Annotated in this window: 13 protein-coding genes and 1 pseudogene; 6 read left to right on the top strand and 8 right to left on the bottom strand. The window is 63.5% G+C overall.

The genetic code is table 11. From position 1 onward, the window contains the following. Positions 1-3 precede the first annotated feature (3 nt). Positions 4-1,548 (top strand): D-glycero-beta-D-manno-heptose-7-phosphate kinase, encoded by a 1,545-nt coding sequence (gene rfaE1, locus CKO42_RS10835; protein ID WP_242479297.1) that lies wholly within the window; start codon positions 4-6, stop codon positions 1,546-1,548. Between the two features lie 177 nt (positions 1,549-1,725). On the opposite strand, the gene CKO42_RS10830 is transcribed toward rfaE1, so the two are convergent. The 3 genes from CKO42_RS10830 to CKO42_RS10820 all read right to left on the bottom strand — a co-directional run bounded on the left by CKO42_RS10830 (position 1,726) and on the right by CKO42_RS10820 (position 5,479). Next, a complete protein-coding gene (locus CKO42_RS10830; protein WP_200243516.1) occupies positions 1,726-2,163 on the bottom strand; it encodes a YqaA family protein in 438 nt (145 codons plus the stop codon). 251 nt (positions 2,164-2,414) lie between these two features. Beyond that, complete coding sequence (locus CKO42_RS10825) at positions 2,415-4,160, bottom strand: alpha/beta hydrolase (RefSeq protein WP_200243514.1); 1,746 nt, start codon at positions 4,158-4,160, stop codon at positions 2,415-2,417. Between the two features lie 116 nt (positions 4,161-4,276). After that, positions 4,277-5,479, bottom strand: a complete 1,203-nt coding sequence (locus tag CKO42_RS10820; RefSeq protein WP_200243512.1) for an alpha/beta hydrolase — start codon at positions 5,477-5,479, stop codon at positions 4,277-4,279. A gap of 781 nt (positions 5,480-6,260) precedes the next feature. Between CKO42_RS10820 and CKO42_RS10815 the strand changes: the two genes are divergently transcribed. From CKO42_RS10815 to CKO42_RS10805, 3 genes are all read left to right on the top strand, one after another. After that, positions 6,261-6,659 carry a Rap1a/Tai family immunity protein gene (locus CKO42_RS10815; RefSeq protein WP_338034901.1) on the top strand — a complete coding sequence of 133 codons (399 nt, stop codon included), beginning with the start codon at positions 6,261-6,263 and terminating at the stop codon, positions 6,657-6,659. Positions 6,660-6,801: 142 nt separating this feature from the next. Next, complete coding sequence (locus tag CKO42_RS10810; RefSeq protein ID WP_200243510.1) at positions 6,802-7,035, top strand: glycine zipper family protein; 234 nt, start codon at positions 6,802-6,804, stop codon at positions 7,033-7,035. 117 nt (positions 7,036-7,152) lie between these two features. Continuing rightward, on the top strand, positions 7,153-8,682 hold the full coding sequence (locus CKO42_RS10805; RefSeq protein ID WP_338034900.1) for an esterase/lipase family protein: 1,530 nt from the start codon (positions 7,153-7,155) through the stop codon (positions 8,680-8,682). Between the two features lie 33 nt (positions 8,683-8,715). Here CKO42_RS10805 and CKO42_RS10800 read toward each other — a convergent pair whose 3' ends face one another. The 3 genes from CKO42_RS10800 to CKO42_RS10790 all read right to left on the bottom strand — a co-directional run bounded on the left by CKO42_RS10800 (position 8,716) and on the right by CKO42_RS10790 (position 15,288). Beyond that, positions 8,716-9,987: a V-type ATPase 116kDa subunit family protein gene (locus CKO42_RS10800; protein ID WP_200243507.1), complete on the bottom strand. Its 1,272-nt coding sequence runs from the start codon at positions 9,985-9,987 to the stop codon at positions 8,716-8,718. Positions 9,988-10,175: 188 nt separating this feature from the next. Then, positions 10,176-13,397, bottom strand: coding sequence for a translocation/assembly module TamB domain-containing protein (locus CKO42_RS10795; protein WP_200243505.1), 3,222 nt, complete (start codon positions 13,395-13,397; stop codon positions 10,176-10,178). 28 nt (positions 13,398-13,425) lie between these two features. Continuing rightward, positions 13,426-15,288, bottom strand: a complete 1,863-nt coding sequence (locus tag CKO42_RS10790; RefSeq protein ID WP_200243498.1) for an autotransporter assembly complex protein TamA — start codon at positions 15,286-15,288, stop codon at positions 13,426-13,428. Between the two features lie 102 nt (positions 15,289-15,390). Here CKO42_RS10790 and CKO42_RS10785 point away from each other — a divergent pair, with 102 nt between their 5' ends. Continuing rightward, positions 15,391-15,720, top strand: coding sequence for a hypothetical protein (locus CKO42_RS10785; protein ID WP_200243495.1), 330 nt, complete (start codon positions 15,391-15,393; stop codon positions 15,718-15,720). A 170-nt stretch (positions 15,721-15,890) separates the two neighbouring features. Further along, a complete protein-coding gene (locus CKO42_RS10780) occupies positions 15,891-16,922 on the top strand; it encodes a phospholipase A (protein WP_242479296.1) in 1,032 nt (343 codons plus the stop codon). Here CKO42_RS10780 and CKO42_RS10775 read toward each other — a convergent pair. Together CKO42_RS10775 and CKO42_RS10770 are read right to left on the bottom strand one after the other, a co-directional pair. Next, positions 16,867-17,307, bottom strand: a pseudogene (locus CKO42_RS10775) (DUF3037 domain-containing protein); the annotation flags it as partial. The gene CKO42_RS10780 and the pseudogene CKO42_RS10775 sit on opposite strands and share 56 nt — an antisense overlap. Positions 17,308-17,447: 140 nt before the next feature. Next, positions 17,448-18,518 (bottom strand): AraC family transcriptional regulator, encoded by a 1,071-nt coding sequence (locus tag CKO42_RS10770; RefSeq protein ID WP_200243492.1) that lies wholly within the window; start codon positions 18,516-18,518, stop codon positions 17,448-17,450. Positions 18,519-18,604 lie beyond the last annotated feature (86 nt).

Genomic DNA, 18,604 nt, shown 5'->3' with positions numbered 1-18,604 from the left:
ATCATGTCCATGAGCCCACTAGAGGCGGAGTCTGAAACGGTAGCTCAGCTGCAGGAGCCAGAGCAGGAGCCAAAGCACGACCCAGGCTTGATCTCCGGCCAGGCGCTGGCCGCGGTGCGCAACGGTTTTGGCGGTGTGCGGGTCCTGGTCGTCGGTGATCTAATGCTCGACCGCTACCTTTGGGGCCAGGTTGGGCGCATCTCGCCGGAGGCGCCGGTGCCGGTGCTGCATCTCGACCGCGAGACGGAGACCGCGGGCGGGGCCGCCAACGTCGCGCGCAATCTGATCGGGCTTGGTCTGTGGGTCAGCATCGCCGGCGTCACCGGTGAAGACGAAAACCGCGAGCGCTTGCTGCGGCTGCTCGCTGAGCAGGGGGCCGAGACCAGCGCCGTGCTCGCTGATCCAAGCCGGCCGACCACCACCAAGACCCGACTGCTCGGGAATCATCAGCAGATGTTGCGCATCGACGCCGAGCGCATCGCGCCGCTCAGCGCCGAGCTGGAAGATCGGCTGTTTGCGTTGATCCTGTCCCAGCTCAGCGATGCCTCGGTCCTGTTACTGTCTGACTATGCCAAGGGTGTGCTCTACGGTGGCCTTTGCCAGCGTCTGATCAGCGCGGCGCGTGAGCAGGGGGTACCGGTGCTGGTCGATCCCAAAGGCCGCGACTTCGATCGTTATCTCGGCGCCAGCCTGATCACGCCGAACCGCGCCGAGCTGGCGCAAGCCGCTCATGTCGACCCAACCGATCTCGAGCATCTCATCGCCAGCGCCGGCCAAATGCGCGCCGACTTGAGGCTCGACCGCCTGGTGCTGACGCTCGGCGAGCTCGGCCTGCTGGTCGTCGAATCCGACCGCCAGACGCGCATCCCCGCTGTTGCACGCGAGGTGTTCGACGTCTCGGGCGCCGGCGATACGGTCATCGCCACGCTCGCCGCTGGTCTCGCTGCCGGGCTCGACCCGATCGACAGCGCCCATCTTGCCAACCTCGCTGCCGGGGTTGTCGTCGCTAAGGTCGGCACCGCTGCTATCCGTCTGGGCGAGCTTGAGCATGCCATCAGCGACGAGGCCGCCTTGGAGCAGGCCGCCAAGCTCTGCAGCCTCACGGAGCTGCAGGTGCGGGTGCGCAGTTGGCAGTCTCGCGGTGAGCGCGTGGTCTTTACCAACGGCTGCTTCGACCTGCTGCATGCCGGCCATGTGACCTATCTAGAGCGCGCTCGACGCCATGGCCAGCGTCTGATCATTGGTCTGAATAGCGATCGCTCGGTGCGTGCGCTCAAGGGCCCAGAACGTCCGCTCATCGGCGAGCAGGATCGCGCGCGGGTCCTGGCCGCTCTGGCCGCCGTCGATGCCGTCGTGCTGTTCGACGAAGACACCCCGCTCAAGCTCATCGAGGCATTGCGGCCCGACGTGCTCGCCAAGGGTGCTGACTACCAGCCAGACCAGGTCGTCGGCGCCGAGCAAGTCCGCAGCTGGGGCGGCGAGCTGGTCCTGATACCGCTGCTCGAAGAGCGCAGCACCAGCGGCATCATTCGGCGCATGCAGGGCTAAGTGGCCGTCCATTTTCTGCTTCCCGATGCTTGCCGGACAGTGGCACTCAAATCGGGAAGCAGTTGATAGACGTCTTCCAAGTAACGGTGCAAACAACCCCTGCACCGGTAGGCTGAGCCAGCGCAGAGGTTGCGCTAATCAAGCTTTGAAGCGCTAAAATTCTGTTCCTGCGGATGCCTAAAATGCCAGGTTCGCGGCCCAACCGAAGAGCCCAAGTAGCGCTGCGTAGCGCGCGCCCTTGCCGATCCAGGTAAGCACAAAGAACAGCGCGAACGGCACTCGCATCATCCCGGCGATAAAGGTGAGTGCATCGCCGCCCACCGGTAGCCAGGCCATGAGTAGGGACCAGACACCCCAGCGCTGATACCAACGCTGGGCAACGCCAAGCTTCTCGGGCTTGAACGGGAACCAGCGCCGATCTTGGAAACGCAGCAGCCAGCGGCCGAGCGCCCAATTCACCGCAGCGCCCAGCGTGTTGCCGGCGGTCGCCCAGAACCAAAGCGTCAGCGGGTCGTAGTCAGCGGCCTGCAGGCCAACCAGCAGCGCCTCCGAGTAGAACGGCAACAGCGTCGCAGCCACGAAGGCCGCTGCAAACAACCCGAAATAGGCTTCCATTGTAAACGCGGCCAACCTCCGGCCTGAGGGCATCACGTCAGAACAGCTTTCGATGGCCGTTAACGTGAATCTCTCGCGATTCATTTTCCGGTGTTGCGCCGCGCCATGAGCGTTAGGTCCACACCAAAGGCGATGTCAGGGCAACAACGAAAGCGCCTGGTCGGATGATTCAATCGAGGGGAGGCGAATGCAAGGCTTCAAGGGTTAGGTCGCATTGCCCGATAGAACCGTCCAAACAGCCAGTGTTAGTCTTATGGCATCGCCATGTTCGGTGCCCGTGCGCGTTGTGCGCTGGCGTCATCGATCCAATCGAGCACCCGCTGCTCCTGGTAGTCGTAGAACGGGTTATGACGCAGCCGCAAGAGCCATTGAGCCGGCACCTTGAGCACGCCGCGCTCGCCGCGCACCGCAAGCTGACCTAAGAACACCTCAGTGCTCTGCTCCGGTGGGTAGCGCCCGTAGAGCGGGTCATCGATCGGAAACGGCAGGTCGACATGAGAGAGTGAGAGCGCATCTTGAGGCCATGGCTCGTCTAACGTTTCTCGCGTCATCGGCTCGGCGCTGAAGGGTGGTTTGCGCAAGGCGACCACCTCGCGCGTCTCGGGGCTCGCGTTCGTCATCAGCGTCAGCTCAAAAGGCAGGCTGTCATCAGCGAGGAGCTGTTGCGCGAGCGCAGCGCGATCGGTGACCAGCAGCGGGGACGTCACCGCAACGCGATTGATGTCATAGAGCAGCAGCGCGTGGCTACCCTCCGTAAGGAGCCCGAGCAGATTGTCGATGGCCGCATCGGGCGAGACGGTCGCGTCCACCACGCTGAGTAGCACCAGAGTGGCGGGGAAGTTCGTGATGGGGCCTTGGCGCGCGAGCTGCCGCATTCGCGCGGTGGCTGAGCGTGTCATCCGGTGTACTTGCAGACTGGCATTGGCAGTGAAGGCGTTGTAGTTGAACGGATCGAACTCCGGCAGTAGCGTCGTCCAGGCGACCTTTTCTAACCCCGGTAGCTTCGACAAACGAACCAACCAAGGCGTCACCGCCGCGGCTTTGGTGATGCCGATCGCCGGTGAGACCAGCACCAGACTCGTTGGTACCTGCAATACGGCCTTGCCCGAGCCCGAGCCTGTTGCGGCGCGCTTTTCAGAGCCAGCATTGACCGCTGATTCAGAGCCCGTTGTTGAGGCCGCTTCAGAGCCCGCATCAGAGTGCTCAACAGAGCCCGTATCAGAGCCGGCTGCGGAGTCTGTGGTCGATTGCTGAGCTGATTCGTGATCTGATTTGCGATCGCTAGCATCGCTAGCGTTAGGCGCAGCATCCGCTAGCAGTGCCTCGTCCGCTGCCATTGCATCCAGGGTGTAATCCAGCGCAAGCGCGGCGCCGGTCGAGTAGCCAATCATGTGCAGCGGTTTGCCACCGAGCTGATCGGCCAGATGGGCCATGCCGAGGCGAGTAGCGGCCGCCATGTCCTCCCAGGTCACCGAGAGCAAGCCGGCCGGCGCCGTGCCGTGGCCGGGCATGCGCAGGCCTAGCACCTGATAGCCCTGCTCGGCGAGTGCCAGCCCAAGCGCACGCAGGCTGTAAGGGCCGTCGGACATTCCGTGCAACAGCAAGACGCCGCCGATTGGCTGTCCGGCGGGCATTAGCTCGAAGCTGCGATTCCAGTTCGGCTCCCGATCTCTTGGATCGGAGGCGCTACCGCTGCTAAAGCGATTCAGGATCTGATCGGGACCGGTGGGCGTGACGGCGTAGACCTTATCCTCAAGCTCCTGGAAGAGCCGCGCCTCTAACGCTTGGTAGTCGGCAAAGGTTGTGATCTCCTCAGCCCGATCAGCATTGAACTCTTCCTCCAGCTCAACGGTATGCCAGAGCTGGACCGGGGGTCCGCTGCGGACCCAAAGCACATAGAGGACGACGACGCCGGTGAGGAATCCAAGTGTGGCGATCAGCGCCCAGAGGCCGAGGCGTTTGAGCAGGCGCTTGAGTGCGCGCAGGGGGTTCATCATGTGCTGTGCCTATGAGCGTGCGATATGTGCGTGCGAGATGAGCATGCGATATGTGCGTGCGATATGTGCGTGCGAGATGAGCATGCGATATGAGAGTGTGCGATCCGGATCGTGCATCAGCGACCGCGGGTGAGGACCGAGTAGAGCCGGCCGTCGGGCGTGCGGAATTGGTAGCGCTGACGGTTCAGCGGGCTACCGGGATTGGTCAGGCGCAGAAACATGTCGTCGAAATACTCCGGCACCTCGAGACTGAAGTTGTGGAAGTTGCGCGTGCGATTGACCGGCGTCACGTCGACCAGCGCGACCCGGCCGTCGTTGCTCTCCACCTCGACCAGCTCCAGCAGCTGCTCGATCTCGTCGATGAGCTCGGCATCGGTCTTGTCGAGTGTGCTTTGCCCGAGTCGGCGTTGCAGATTGACCAGCCGACTCAAGAGTAGGGCGCGGTCGTTCGAGGAGACGTAGATGGTGGTGTCGTCGACCAGCGCTGCGAGCTGATGCTTGAATTGCGCGTTGAATCGGCTGCTGCTGATGTCGGGCGCGGTCAGGATGACATCGCTGATCTCGCGCTCGGCGTCGGCGAGGTCCGGGGCCTGGGCGAGCACTGAAATTGCATCGACCACAACCTGAGAGCCTAAGCTGTTGGCCACCACCCACAGACGCTGCGGGCGTACCTCATCGATCAGCAGGCGCAGCGTCGCTGCGAACTCGGCGCCAGAGGTGGTCGCGATGCGTTGCGCTTGGCGGTATCCGCGCAAGGTGTCGCCTTGGTTCCCCGGCCAGTCGAACACCAGCACCGGGGCATTGATGTCGAGGATGTGGGCGAGGAAGGCGGTGCCGCGCATCGCGTAATCCAGGTCCGTGCGCAGCCCATGCACAAGAAGGAGTATGCCCTGATGGGGTGAGGCCGAGACCATGCCGCGCAGTTGTTGGATGAAGGCGGTCTGATCGAGCCGGGTGATGTTCCTGATCTGGATCTCCTCATCGAGGAGCCAGCTGCTTTCGTCCAGCCACATGCCCAGGCCCAAGGTTGGCTCGATCTCGGTATCGAAGGAGCCGAACAGCAGCTCCGACGAGCGCTGGTTACCAATCCGCTCGATCAGCGGCCCTGCGCCAGGCTCAGCGGTCCGGTTGCTGACAAAGAAGAAGCGAAAGACGTTCTCAGCGCCGACGCGTGCCACCTGCATGCGCCGAAACTCAAAGGCCTCAGCACGGCTCAGGGCGGCGTTGGTGGAGATGAAGAAGACGTAACCGCTAAGCGCGGCGAGCAGCGCCAGCATCAGGCCGACGATCCAGAGCGCCCGTTTCTTTGTGATCTTCATTGCCTGACCTGTTGCTACTTCATGCCGCGAGAGGGTAACCGGATCTGGTCTGCCATCCAAGCGACTGCGGACCCGGCTCAGACGACTGGATTCTCCGCTGATCCACTGGGTCAGCGTCACTCTGCTGCCCGTCATCTATTCACAGACCCTGTGCACAACCCTGTTGATGGATTGCCGATAACAAACGCAATTCATTGGCTGAACAGGGCCTTGCAGGCTCCATCATCGACATGCGCATTGACTGAGCAGTCGACATTAAATCAAAGACTTAGCGCGATTTAGCGCTCCCGTCTCGAGAACGTTCGATCGCCCTTTGTCAAGCTCGGGTTATCCACGGCGCCTGTGGATAACCCTGTGCGTAATTGGTAGGCTCGGGCCTCCTGACCCTTGCCCAGGTTACGGTTTTGTGTCGTTCTGCTTAGATCGGTCAATCGCTGAACAGCGCGGAACTTTTTTCGATCGCCGCTGAAGGCCATGCTGAACTCGGCCACTTCGCTGCGACCAGCCACCCAAGGCGTGGGTCACGGCTCATTTCTAAGCCTGAACATGCTAACCCTGCGGCGGCGCGATCGCTTATCATCCTGCCGCCTAGACCTGAGGCCTGCTCTGCGGCTCGCATACGCCCAAATCGTACGATGTCAGTCGACAGGTCGCGCGTTGGTCAGCCGACGTTGACTGCCGGTGCATCGATTTGCCTTGGCAGCAATCTTGCGGTCGCCCTACCGAAGTTCAGATCTGTTCCCCTAATCTGTTCCCCTAAAACTAGCGAAGGAGTCCCGCCGTGTCTTCTCCCCGTCGTTTTGGTCGTGAGACCGCCGCTTTGACCTCTGTGATCGCCTTGGTTGGAATCCTGGCAGCTCCAGCCATCGCCGTCGAAGTCGAGGACCTGCGCTTCGACACCACGGAAGACCTCTATCAGGTCTGCGCCGCTGATCCAAGCTCGCCAGCCCAGCTGGCGTGCACCGGCTTTATCGAAGCGACTGTCCAGTATCACGATGGGGTCGCAAACAAGCGCGATATGAAGCGTCTGATCTGCTACCCAGAGGGCACCACGGTCGCGAAGGGCCGCACGGTTTTCGTCGCCTGGGCAGAGGCGAACAAGGGCGATGCGACGCTCATGGGTGAGCAGCCCGTGGTTGGCTTGGTGCGGGCCTTGGCCAAGGCCTATCCCTGCCGCTGAGCGCGTTGTTGCGCCGGGGTTGCGCCGGGCTTGCGTATCGATGTCGAAAGAGCGCGGCTGCTGCCGAAGACGCAAGGCTGCGCGAAGCGACGTGGAATTAGAGCTATATCGAGCTATATCGACTTAGAGTGGAGTGTTGACGATGAACCGTATTGGTTTCCTGGTTTCAGTGATGGTTGTGGCGATGCTGGTGTTGACAGGTTGTGGTGAGACTACCACCAGCCGTGCCGGCAGCGGCGCCCTGATGGGGGCGGCTGGTGGTGCTGCGATTGGCTCGATCAGTGGCAACGCGGGCCGTGGCGCTGCGATTGGCGCTGGTACCGGCCTGATCGGCGGCTATCTGTTCGACCAACATCGGCGTGGCAATATCGACTAGGTCGCTACCTATGTGACCAGACCGAGTGCAACTGCAGAGCACATCGGCTTCCGATCCGCTTTGGCGCTGATTCAACAAGCCATAGAGCGACCTCCGCGACCATTTGAGCGGTGGGCCGTGTCGTGGCTTGTCGGACAGTTGGGATCACCGTCGCCAGCATGGCTTGCGTTGGCGCTGATGGCACTCGCGCTGAGTGGCTGTCAGTCCCTCGCGCCAACCAAGCCAGCGCCAGAACTGGCCCGTGAGCGTCTCGAGCAATCCCTCAAACTCCTGGGCTCGACGCAGGCTAGCGATGCCAAGCGCGCCCGGGCGCAGACCCAGTATCGGCGCATGCTGGAGCGCGTTCTGCCTGCGATTGCCGAGGGTGAGGTTGCACCTGAACTGATCATGGCCCCCGCTGATCCGTCGGACTGGCGCGATCCGCAGGACTTGGCCGAGATCGATCCGGTGCGTCGGCCACTCAAGGCCGATTCAGGCCTGCAGCGGCCTGGGCTGGGAGCGCCCGCGGTCGGTTCGATCATTCCGGGCGGGGCCAACGCACCTAGACGTGGCTACCGGATTCCGATCACAGCGCTGGCCTTACCGGCACCGGAGGCCGATCAACTCCGGGTCGCTCTCGCTGATCCGCTGCGCGTGGAGTCGATTGATCTCGGTCCTGTCGCGGGTCCGAGAGACCAACGCCAGCCGCTGCCGGTCGCGATGGACCTCGAGGCGCCGCTCGACGCCACTCGCGCACTGGGGCCGGGGCCGCTCGCTGGTCTGCGTTATCTGCTGCGTGCCGATCGCTTTGCGGGTCAGTCGCGGCTGACCTTCTTGCAGCCGTTTGATCCCGATAAGCGACCGCTGGTGCTGGTGCACGGCCTGATGACCACGCCGCAGATGTGGAACCGACTGGTGCGCGAGTTGATGGCGGACCCGAGCGTGCGGGAGCACTACCAGTTTTGGTTCTTCTATTATCCAACGGCACAACCGGTACCGCTTTCGGCCATGCAGCTCCGCGAGGAGCTCGATCAGGCGGTGGCGGTTCATGGACCGACCAAACCAATCGTCTTGGTCGGCTATAGCATGGGCGGGGTGTTATCCCGAGCCCAGATTACGGGGTTGGACGCCGTTGCGGCGGAGCAAATCGTGCCCGGAGTCTCGCAGCTGCCGGCCAGCAGCCCGGTGCGGCAGGCGCTGATCTTCGAGCCGCGCGACGACATCAGCCGTGCCATCTTCATGTTTACGCCACATCGCGGCAGCCGGCTTGCCACCTTTAATGTAGCGCTCTGGGTCTCGCGCCTGATCCGATTGCCAAACTGGGTTCGCAATGAGCTCGAGTTGGTCACTGATCGTCTGGCGGGTCTCGAGTCCGATCGGATTCCAACCAGCATCCAAGGGCTCTCACCCGACTCCCCCTTCTTGGCAGCGCTCGATCAGGCCGAGATCAGCGTGCCGATGCATTCAGTGATTGGTAACCGTGGCCGGCGCGGCGAGCTCAGTCGCAGCTCCGATGGGGTCGTCCCCTATTGGAGTGCCCATCTGCCGAGTGCCGAGTCTGAGGTGATCGTGCCAACCGGCCATGGTGGTTTCGCGCATCCGCTGGCGGTGCAGGAGCTGATCCGGATCTTGCATGAGGATCTTGCAGTAGTGAGTAGTGAGTGGTGAGTGGTGAGTGGTGAGTGGTGAGTGGTTGAGGACTCATTGGGTGGTGGGTGGTTGATGGACTGGCTGATAGATGCGGCCATCGGCATGCAAGAAGCGGATGAAGAACTCGAAGAGCACCAGCCGTGTGGTTTGCACGAACACGATCAGACCCTCGAGTACGACGGCGAACAGATTGCCGAGCACTAGGATCAGTAGCCAGCCCATGGGATGCTGGACGCTGTCCGCGAGCGTCATGATCGCGTGCGAGAGGGCCGCATGGGCGAGCGCAAAAGCGCCGACTCGAAGAAAGGAGAGGGTGTTCAGCGCCAGCTCGAAGAGACTCAGCAGCAGCCTGCCAAGCGCTTCGCCCAGCGCCGCGCCAAGCGCCGCGAGCCGTTGCTCCCGCGCCTGCATGGCACTGCCGACGAAGTAGTGCAGCAGCGCCAAGGGCGCCAGCCAGAGGATCTCATGGACGAATGGGGTCAGCAGGAGCAGTAGATAGAGCACGAGAACTGCCGCGTCTACCTGCAGCCATTGTTGTAAAGTGCCACGCCACTGCGCCTCTAGGCCAGCAAAGACGAGCCCGAGCAGGAGCAGCAGGACGCCAAACAGCATCGGTACGCCGAGCACGATCATCGGCGCCTCGAGCGGCTTCATCCAGAGCGCGGGGATGAGCGTGTCGAAGCCAAAGAGGTCACCAAACAGCAGGCCGAAGAGCATCGCCGAGAGACCGCAGGGGAGCAGGAAGCGGATCTGCGGCCAGCGCCACCAGAAAAGCATCGCGAATGCGACCAGCATCAGGCCGTGGCCGACATCGGGGAACATGTAGCCGAACAGCAGCGGGACGATGAGCGCGAGGACGCCACTGGGGTCAACCTCGGTATGGCCTGGCGTGCCCCACATCAGCAGTAGCGGCTGAAACGGCTGCGCCCACCAGGTATCGAGGGTCATCACCGGCGAGCTGACCGTGGGTGGCGGCTCGGGGAAGCGCAGGATCGCGCGGATATCAGCATCCCATAAGCGCTGCTGGAGCTGGCTTGGCTCGGGCGCGATGGTCCAGCCGGTGATGTGGCAGAGATCGTGTGCGCCGAGCTGACGTGCCGCATGTTCCAGATACCAGGCCAGGGTCTCGAGATTGGCGTGGGCGGTGGCGATCTTGGGGTCAGTGCGCAGCTGCGCAAGCTCGCCCTCGATCTCCTCGAGGCGCGCCTGTTTGTCTCGGCGCAGTGAGTCGATGTCGCGACCTTGTTGGCCGCGGTCGTTGCTCAGCCAAGAGGGGATGCCGACCGGCTCGCAGCCGTGCTCCAAGACCATGCGGCGCACCATGTCGCCGTCTTCGGGCTTGCCGAGCAGCAGCGCAAAGTCGTGCCGGGAGCCGCGAACGACCCGGTGTACCAGCGCCTGCAGCGCGGGCTCACGGTCGTTGTCGTCTTGCGGGCAGGCGAACAGGCATTTGCACAGGAAGTGGCTGTGATGCCCCAGGCCCTCCGTCGATATCGCCCTTCTGGTGCGGGTTAATACTCGAGCTCGAAGGCCGCGCCGGCGCGCGCGCCGCTGTTGGCGCCAACATCGGTCTCGAGGCGAATGCGCGGGCTGACCTGCATGCGCAGGATGCCTTGGGTGTCGCCGGCTCGGGTGCCTTGGCGGGCGCCGAGATAGACGCGTTCGCTGAGGTAACGACCGCCCTCGAGGACGGCGTCGCCGCGGCCTTGGCGCTCGGCGCCGCGATCGAGGCGAAAGCGGTCGAGCCCGAGTCCGCTGCGGGTGCGCTCGAGCAGTCCGAGTGCCGGGTTATCGATGCCCGCGAGTGAGGTTGCCGCAAGTCCGAGTCGCGTGACCTGCAGCGCCGAGAGCCGAGAGCGAGACAGGCCAAAGAGCAGCCGGGCGAGCACCTCGTCCTCGGGCATCTCCGGTTCGCCGGAGAGCCGGATCTCTGGCCGGCGTGCGCTGCCTTCGACGCTGAGGATGGCGGTGGCACCTTCGGCATGGACCCGCGCCTCGAGGTCGAGCGTCGGGTCGAGCACCGAGGCGCCATCGAAACCAATGCGTCCGCGGCTGAAGCGTAGCGGCTGACCGAGCAGCTCGTACTCGCCGCGCAGGAGCCGGAAGTCGCCGGTGATGGCCGGGTGGGCAAGGCTGCCGCGGACGTTGATCTGGCCGCCAAGCTCGGCATCGACACCGCGGCCGGTGAGGGTGATGGCGCCTGGGGCATCGATGCGCAGGTCGAGCGCGACCTCGGCTGGCGAGCCGAGGTTAAAGCCGCTCCGGCGCGGCGGGTCTCGCCGCGGCTGGCGACGCGGCCCGATCTCCTTCACCTCCAGCGTCGCAACGGTCGCCGGGAAACGCTCGGGGATGCGCAGCGCGATCTGGTCGAAACGAAGGCCGCCTTCGAGTCTCATATCGCCCGCTAGTTCGCCGCTGAGCCGAAGATCGGCATCGGCTTGGAGCTGAAGTTGGTCGAGCTGGAGCGGGCTCGCCGCTCGGGCGCTGAGGTTGAGGTCAACGGGTTGTCCGGGCGCGAGCCATCCGAGACTGCCGCTCAGTTGGATCGTTCCGGGGTCGGCCCTCGCGCTCAGCCGTGTCAGTCTGAGACTGTCGCCGGATAGCGCCATCTCGCCATCGATCTGAGTCAGGACCAGGCCGCTGAGCTGATCCTTCCAGGCGCCATCGCTGAATCGGACGATGCCATCGAGCTGTGGCTTGTTTGGTCGGCCGCTGATGCCGAGATCCACGGCCAACTCGCCATCCAGTGTTCGGCCACTGGCGGCAAGTTGAGGGTTCAACAATCTCGCGTCGATACGGCCGCGTGAGCGTAGCGAGAGGGTTCCGAGTGTCGTGAACGGCGAGCCGTCTATTTGACCACGTAGGTCCAGATGAGCGCGCTTGCCAGCCGACGCCGATGCCTCGATCGTCGTCGCTTTTGGGTCGATACGCAGCGCGATCCTCAGCTCACCGCTTGGCAGGCTGACTGCGGCACCGTTCTCCGAACGGATCTCTCGTGCGAGCAGATCCAGACGACCGCTCGGTGCGCTGTGCTCACCCTCCAGACGTGTCTCGACGTCGACAAGTCCATTGAACCTGCGGATCGGCTCGGGCAGCGCGGCACTGAGTGGCACGAGGTCAATCAGGGTCGCGAGCGGGACGTCGATTGCGCGCGCATCCAGCGCAAGCGCTGGTGCGAGCCGTCCGCTGAGCCCGACACGGCCACTGGCTCTCCGCAATCCGCTCGCCGTCGGTGCCGAGAGCGCAAATGCCAGTTTGTCGATGCTTAGGCCATCGCTGAAATCGAGATACCCTGACTCGAGCAGTCGCAGTCCAAGGCCGTTAGCAGTGACCGCCGGGGCTCGCGCAAGCGCAGATCCGTTTTCACGGAGACCCTCTCTCTGTGGTGCCGATTGGTCTGGTGCAACTTGGTCTGGTGCAACTGGCCTGTGTCGAATGACTTCGAGCGACGCTGCGCTCAGCCCCAGCCGCCGGTCGAAGGGCTCTAGCTCGCCCGTGGCGCTGAGCTGGAGTTCGGTGGTGCTGCTCAACGGCTTCAGGCGCAGTCTGGCTTCGGTATCCAGCAGCAAGTTGGTGATCGGTCCGCTGGCCTGTGCGTTGAGGTCGGCGCCAATGCCGGGCAAGTTCAGGTCAATGAGCTTAAGGACCGAGTGAATCCGGGGCTGTTCCAACAGGTCCTCGATCTCGGTCCGCAGTGCCAAGCGCCCCAGCCGGACCTGCTGCAGAAGCTGCAATCCCTCACCCTCAACCTCGGCAATCAGCAACCCGTTCGGGACTGAGCTCAGTTCGACGTTCAGACGTCCGGCCAGCGCGACAGGCGCGGATACCGGGAGCCAAGGCGCGACCAGCGGATTCAGCGCCTCCAGCTTGGCGACCTGAAGACGGATTTCGCCGAAGGGAAGGGGTTCTTGGCTTGACCATCGCAGCTGGCCCGAGGCGCCGACTCCGGACCAGTGGCTGTCGCCCAGTGAGAGCTCTAGCGTCTCGTCTTGGTCGCGGCGCAGATGCATCTGCACCGCGATCGGTTGGCCAGCCCAGTCACCAGCGAGCGTCAGGCTTGCCTCGGCTGTCGCGGATCGGAGCTCGAGCCAAAGGTTGACGGTCGCGAGACCTCTCAGGTCGGACAGATCGAGCGGTCTGATCGCGAGCTTGGTCTCGAGCGAGCCTTGGCGCGATCGCGCAGCGGAGCCCTGAATCGACAGGGTTGGTGCCGCCCCGAGCAGGCCGTTCAGGCGGAGTCGGTCGATCTCCAGTCGCTGTAAGTTGAGTGCGAGCGGGGGTGACCAATCGCCACTGGAGCCTGCGTTGCCCGACGGTAGACGCAGCAGGTCAACGGCATTGGCCGTGAGCGCGCGGATCTCAAGTTTGGCGACCAAGAGCGCGGCGGGATTGAGCTCCAGCTGAGCCTGTTCGATCCGCAGCCAGCATCCGTCCGCGTCGGCGAACTCGAGCGACTCCACCCGCGGTGCGAACGGAAGCGAACCGCCGAGGCCGCTGATCTGCACCCGGCCGGCGGTTCCGCTGTTGATTGCGCTTGCGATCAGGTCGCGGCCGTGCTCGCTATTGAGGCCAATCAGCAGGCCAACGCCGAGCACGAGCGCGAGGGATGGACCCAAGGCCAGCCTCAGCCAGGTCCAGAAGCGCTGCTGGCTCAGAGGTTGTTGGCGCAGCCGTTTTTGGCGCTGCTGATGCCTGAGCAAGCGTTTCAGTTTCAACGGTTTCTTGTGCGTCATCATCATCAGGGCCACGGCTGCCTGGACATCAAAATGATTGCCCAATGCCGATGTAGAGCTGGACCGAGGCATCGTCTTCGGACTCGGTCAATGGGCTCGCCAGATCAACGCGTATCGGACCCACCGGGGTATGAAAACGCGCACCGAGCCCGACGCCCACGGCAAGGTTGCCGAACCCCTGGAAGCCGTCCGCGGAGACGTCGCCGACATCGACGAAGGCCGCGATCCCCCAGCGTGCGCCGATCCGCTGACGCAGCTCCAGACTGCCTTCGAGCAGGGCATCGCCACCCGCCGGCGAGCCGTTGGCGGTGCGCGGGCCGATCGACTGGTAGGGATAGCCGCGCACCGAGCCACCGCCGCCGGCATAGAAACGCCAGTCGGGCGGGATGGCGCTCACGTTGGTGCCGAGGATGCGGCCGATCGCGAGTCGCAGCGCTAAGACCCGGCGCCCAAGCAGCTTGGGCCTGGCCCCATCGGTCGGCGATGAGTGCGATGCGGGCGATGCAGGCGCTTCGTTGCCGGCTGTCGGCTCCGAGAGATCGAAGTAGGTCGCGCCGACCAGGCGTGCGCGCACGAAGCTGTCGCCCTCATCGCCCTCCACCCAGGGGGTCGGCGTTAGCTGGGCCGCCAGTCGCCAGCCGCGGCGCGGATCGAGTGGGTCGTCGCTGGAATCCCAGTTGGCGGTGATCGGGAGCGACAGCAGTCGAAGGTCTTGAGCCGGTCCGTCCTGGACGATGCGCGCGTTCTCGACACCGATCCCGGCGCCCAGGCTGAGCCGTGCCGAGACCCGCTGCTCAAACACAGCCGATGCGGTAACCGCGTCTCGATTGTAGGCCTCGAGGCGCTCGCTGACCGCGCCCAGCTCGAGCTGCAGATCGAGATCGCGGCGCCAGAGATCGGGAATCCGCAGGCTGGCGCGGACAAAATCGTTGATGTCGCCGATCGGCCCTGCGGAGAGCTGACTGACCTCGGCGCCCAGCGTCAGCCGCTCGGCGCCACCAAAGAGGTTGCGATGACTCCAGGACGCCGAGAGGCTGCCGCCTTCGTCGCTCGAGTAGGCGCCGGCCAGTCGCAGCACCCGCAGCGGGCGCTCAACGACCTCAAGTCGGAGCGGAAGGCGCCCGCCGGCGTCCGGCGCGGTGGCTGGGGTCAGTCGCGCCGAGGCGAGGGCGTCGCTCGCGAGCAAGGCCCGCCGCGCGGTCTCGAGCCGGCTCGGGCTGAACGGCTCCCCCGGCCTTAGGCCAAGCCGACGCCGCACAGTGCCCTCGCGCAAACGCTCGAGGCCAATGATCTCGATCTCGCCAAGGGGTAGGCGGTCGCCAGGCTCGACGCGATAGGTCACCGCCATGGTCCTTGTCCAATGGTTGACGATGACCTCGGGTGGGGGGACTTGCGCGAGTGGAAAGCCGTCTTCTTGCAGCGCGTCGAGCAGTGCGATGCCGGCGGCCAGCACCTCGGGTGCGGTGGCCGGCGCGCCGGGCTTCAGGGCGAAGGCCGCGCGGGCGGCGGGTGGCACCGGACCCTCGAGCTGCACGCGGTCGATCCGATAGAGCGGGCCGCTGTCGATCAGTACCTCGACCGCCACGGTCGTCGCTGGTGTATACCGCTCGAGCTGTGGCAGCAAGCCGGGATCGCTGAGATCGCGGCCGTCGATGCGGAGACTGATCAGCGCATCGTAGTAGCCAAAGCTGCGCAGGACTTGATCGATGCGATCGATATCGTTGTTGGCGCGCGCGATCAGCCCAAACGCGCCAACCGGTGCCGACTCGCGCAGGCGCTCGAGCATCGAAGTCTCGATGATGCTGCGCTCCAGCAAGGGGGTCGGGAGCGATTCGATGGTCAGCTGGTAGGTGATGCTATCCGTCGCCGTTGGATCAATGCCGTCCTGCATGTCATCCGCTGCCCTGCCTTCCGGGGTGCTTGCCGGGCCGCTCCCGAGCGCAGCTATCCAGGCGCCTTCCGGGTGACCGTTTGATGCCTGGCTGTTGAGCGCATGGCCGTTGGACGCCAGGAGCAACAAGGCGAAGAACAGCGGCCAAGCAGGTCTCGTGACAACGCCGCAGAGCAGAAGACAGCGCACGCCTGTTGGGCGACGTCTCAACGTTCGGCTTGGATGTGGAAAAAGAGGTTTCAGAATCTCGTTCTCAGCAGCAACGGCTGGGTCGCGCTCTCGCCGCCGAGCGCTGCCGATGATGATGCTACACTTTTGGCCTTTGATCGTCGCACCACTGAAAGCAGCAAACGATCGATTTGTCAATTCGCCAATTCGCTTCTCATCGAGCGCAGCCTGAAATCTTGGGCTGCGATCATGCGTTGTGAATAAAAAGGCCACATTGCATTTCCGGAGACTCTAGGAGTCTCATTGATGACCCATCATTCATATGCAGGAGGCGAGTAATCGTGTTTCAACCAATCAACCCGTTGCGCCAGCGTGGTTTGCCTACAACGGTGCTTGCAATGCTGCTCGCAACTTCGTGCGTGGCGTTACCAGCTATGGCCAATGCTGCGGCAGGGATGCAATCCTGTGCCGAGATTCGCGATGATCAACGCCGTCTGGCCTGTTATGACCAGATCAGTGGTCGAACACCGGAACTCGCTCCGCTCGCGACAGCGAAGCCGGTTGAATCTGATACAGCCGCTCGCAAGCCGATGCAGGTGAACGCTGCGGATGCGAAACAAGCGGATTTCAGCGAGGCAGCATTGACAGCCTCCGAGCCATCAGCGTCGATGTTCGATCGAGCTTGGAGCTTTGAGCCCGACAGCGATCGCTATCTGATCAAGCTCTACCGCCCCAATTACCTCAACCCGATGCGCTATCAGAGCCGCACCAACGACCAGCCCTTTGAATCGCTCTTTAACTCCGTTGAGAGCACGGACGGCGATCTTGATAAGGTTGAGGCCGCCTTTCAGATCAGCTTCAAGACTCGGGTCTGGGCGACCAATGATCGGCGCCTCGGGTTCTGGTTCGCCTATACCCAGCAGAGCTTCTGGCAGGTCTATAACGGCGATATCTCGAGCCCGTTTCGCGATACCAACTACATGCCGGAACTCAAGGTGGCCTGGCAGCCGCAATGGTCCTTCGGTGGTTTCGATTGGCGCCTGTTGAGCCTGGGCTACACCCACGAATCCAATGGTCGCTCCGACCCGATCTCGCGCAGCTGGGATCGTCTGGTGGCCGAGATCGGGCTCGAGAAGGATAACTTCGCGCTCCTGATCCGGCCTTGGATCAGGATCGACGATTCAAGCTCCGATAAGGATAACCCGGACATCACCGATTACTACGGCTATGGCGACATCACCGCCATCTACAAATGGCGCGGCCATAGCTTCACGCTGATGGCGCGGGGCAATCCGGCCGAAGCGAAGGGAGCGGTCAGAGCGAGCTGGATGACGCCGAAGCTCATCGGGCCGCTGCGCGGCTATCTGGTCGGCTTTAGTGGCTATGGCGATACGCTGATCGATTACAACTTCAAGCAGAATACGATCTCGATCGGGATTGCGCTGAATGACGTGCTTGATCGCTAACCAAGACTGTTTCGCGATACTCTTTCGTGACGAAATTGCGTTCGACGTAGTACGCAAACAGCTCTTTCAGGGTTTGTATTGGATCATCCACCAACACCACGCGCTGCTCGCTAAATCGGATGATCGTCTCGCGCGGGCGTAGAACCTCTGCGAACATTCGCTTTGCGAGCTCGCTATCGTTGGTCTTGGGGTGTCGATCAAAACCCTCGGACTTCAGCAGTCTGTGAACGCGTTCCAGCTCCTCTTGGAGTTCTAACATGGCCTGACGAAATACCTTAGCGTCGAGCGCTGCGAAGAACTTCGTGATGCGTCCATGGCGACGGGTCAGCAGCTTGAATCCAAAATAGCCTGCCGCCGGCGCCATCATCAGGATACCCACGTTGGCGAACTCGCCTGAACGGTCCTTTTCGGGACGGTTTCGGGGGTGCGCCGACCATCAAGACCAAGCCTGAAGGCGTGCTCGTTGATGGAATGCCCCGAGACCCGGAGTTTGTCGTTTTTTGGCACCGCGGTCTCGCCTGTCGGTCAACTGCCGGCGGGGCTGGCGAATTGACGCCGATAGGCGCTCGGCGTCATGCCGGTCCAACCCTTGAAGGCACGCCAGAAGGCGGAGGATTCGGAATAATGCAGGGTGGCGGCGATCTCACTCATGGGCATCCGCGACTCCAGCAGCAATTGTTTCGCCACAGACTCGTTCACCTCGTCCTGCAGTTCGCCGGGACGGGCGCCCTCGGCTTCGAGCCGACGATAGAGGGTGCGTCGGCTCACGCCGAGCAGCACACAGGCGGCTGCGAGCGAGGGTTTGTCGATCACCATCAGCTCGATCAGAACCTGTCGGACCTTGTCCGTAAACAGTGCCGGCTTGGCGCGCTCGATCTCGGCGACCCGCCGCAACAGGTGTTCGCGCGTCAGGGCATCGGCCCCGGCAATGGGTTGCTGGAGCCACTGTGCCGCGAACACCAGCGCCGGGCGGCTCTGGTTGAAGTGCACCGGCGCGCCAAAAAAGGCACGGTAGGGCGCGGGATCGGCCGGTGCCTGGTGGTTGAAGGTCACTTTGATGGGTGCCCAGCCAGGACCGCAGAGCCCCCGCAGCAGATGGTAGGCGATCGCCATCGCGCCATCGGCGATCTGCGCGGCGCCCCGCATCCCGAACGTGTGGATGACATAGGCCAGCTCGACGTCCTGACCACGGCCAGCATGGAGCACGGGTGCCGCACCACGATCATGCAGATGAAAGTGCAGGATGAGGCTGCGCAGCCCGGCCCCAACGGTGGCCGACTGGCCCGCCAGCTCACCGATCAGACCCAGCACGGACGCGCCCGCGCGCTCGCCGACCCGCAGTCCGAACCAGGGGCAGCCGGTCAGGGTGACGCATTCGACCAGCAGGCGTCCGACCTGCTCGAAGGGGACGCGTTGTTCGGGATCAAGGAAGACGCGCGGATCGATCCCGACGCGTTCGAGCGCGGCCCTGGGATCGATTCCAAACTCGCGCAACAGCGCTGGGACGCCGAGCAGCGGCTGCACCCGCAAGTCCTCGGCGCAGCCCAATCGACTTTCAAGACGCAGCGAGGGGATGCTCGGCGGGGCGACGCTCATCGGGTCGTATCTCCAGAATTCCCGAGTGTTTTGCGAATAATGGCACGAATCGTCAAGTCGATGTGGTCAGGTCTCTGTTAGATTTT

The sequence above is a fragment of the Lamprobacter modestohalophilus genome, from assembly GCF_016583905.1.
Classification (GTDB): domain Bacteria; phylum Pseudomonadota; class Gammaproteobacteria; order Chromatiales; family Chromatiaceae; genus Lamprobacter; species Lamprobacter modestohalophilus.
Note: the sequence above shows the minus strand (reverse complement) of the source record. Positions and strands in the feature narration are given on the sequence as shown.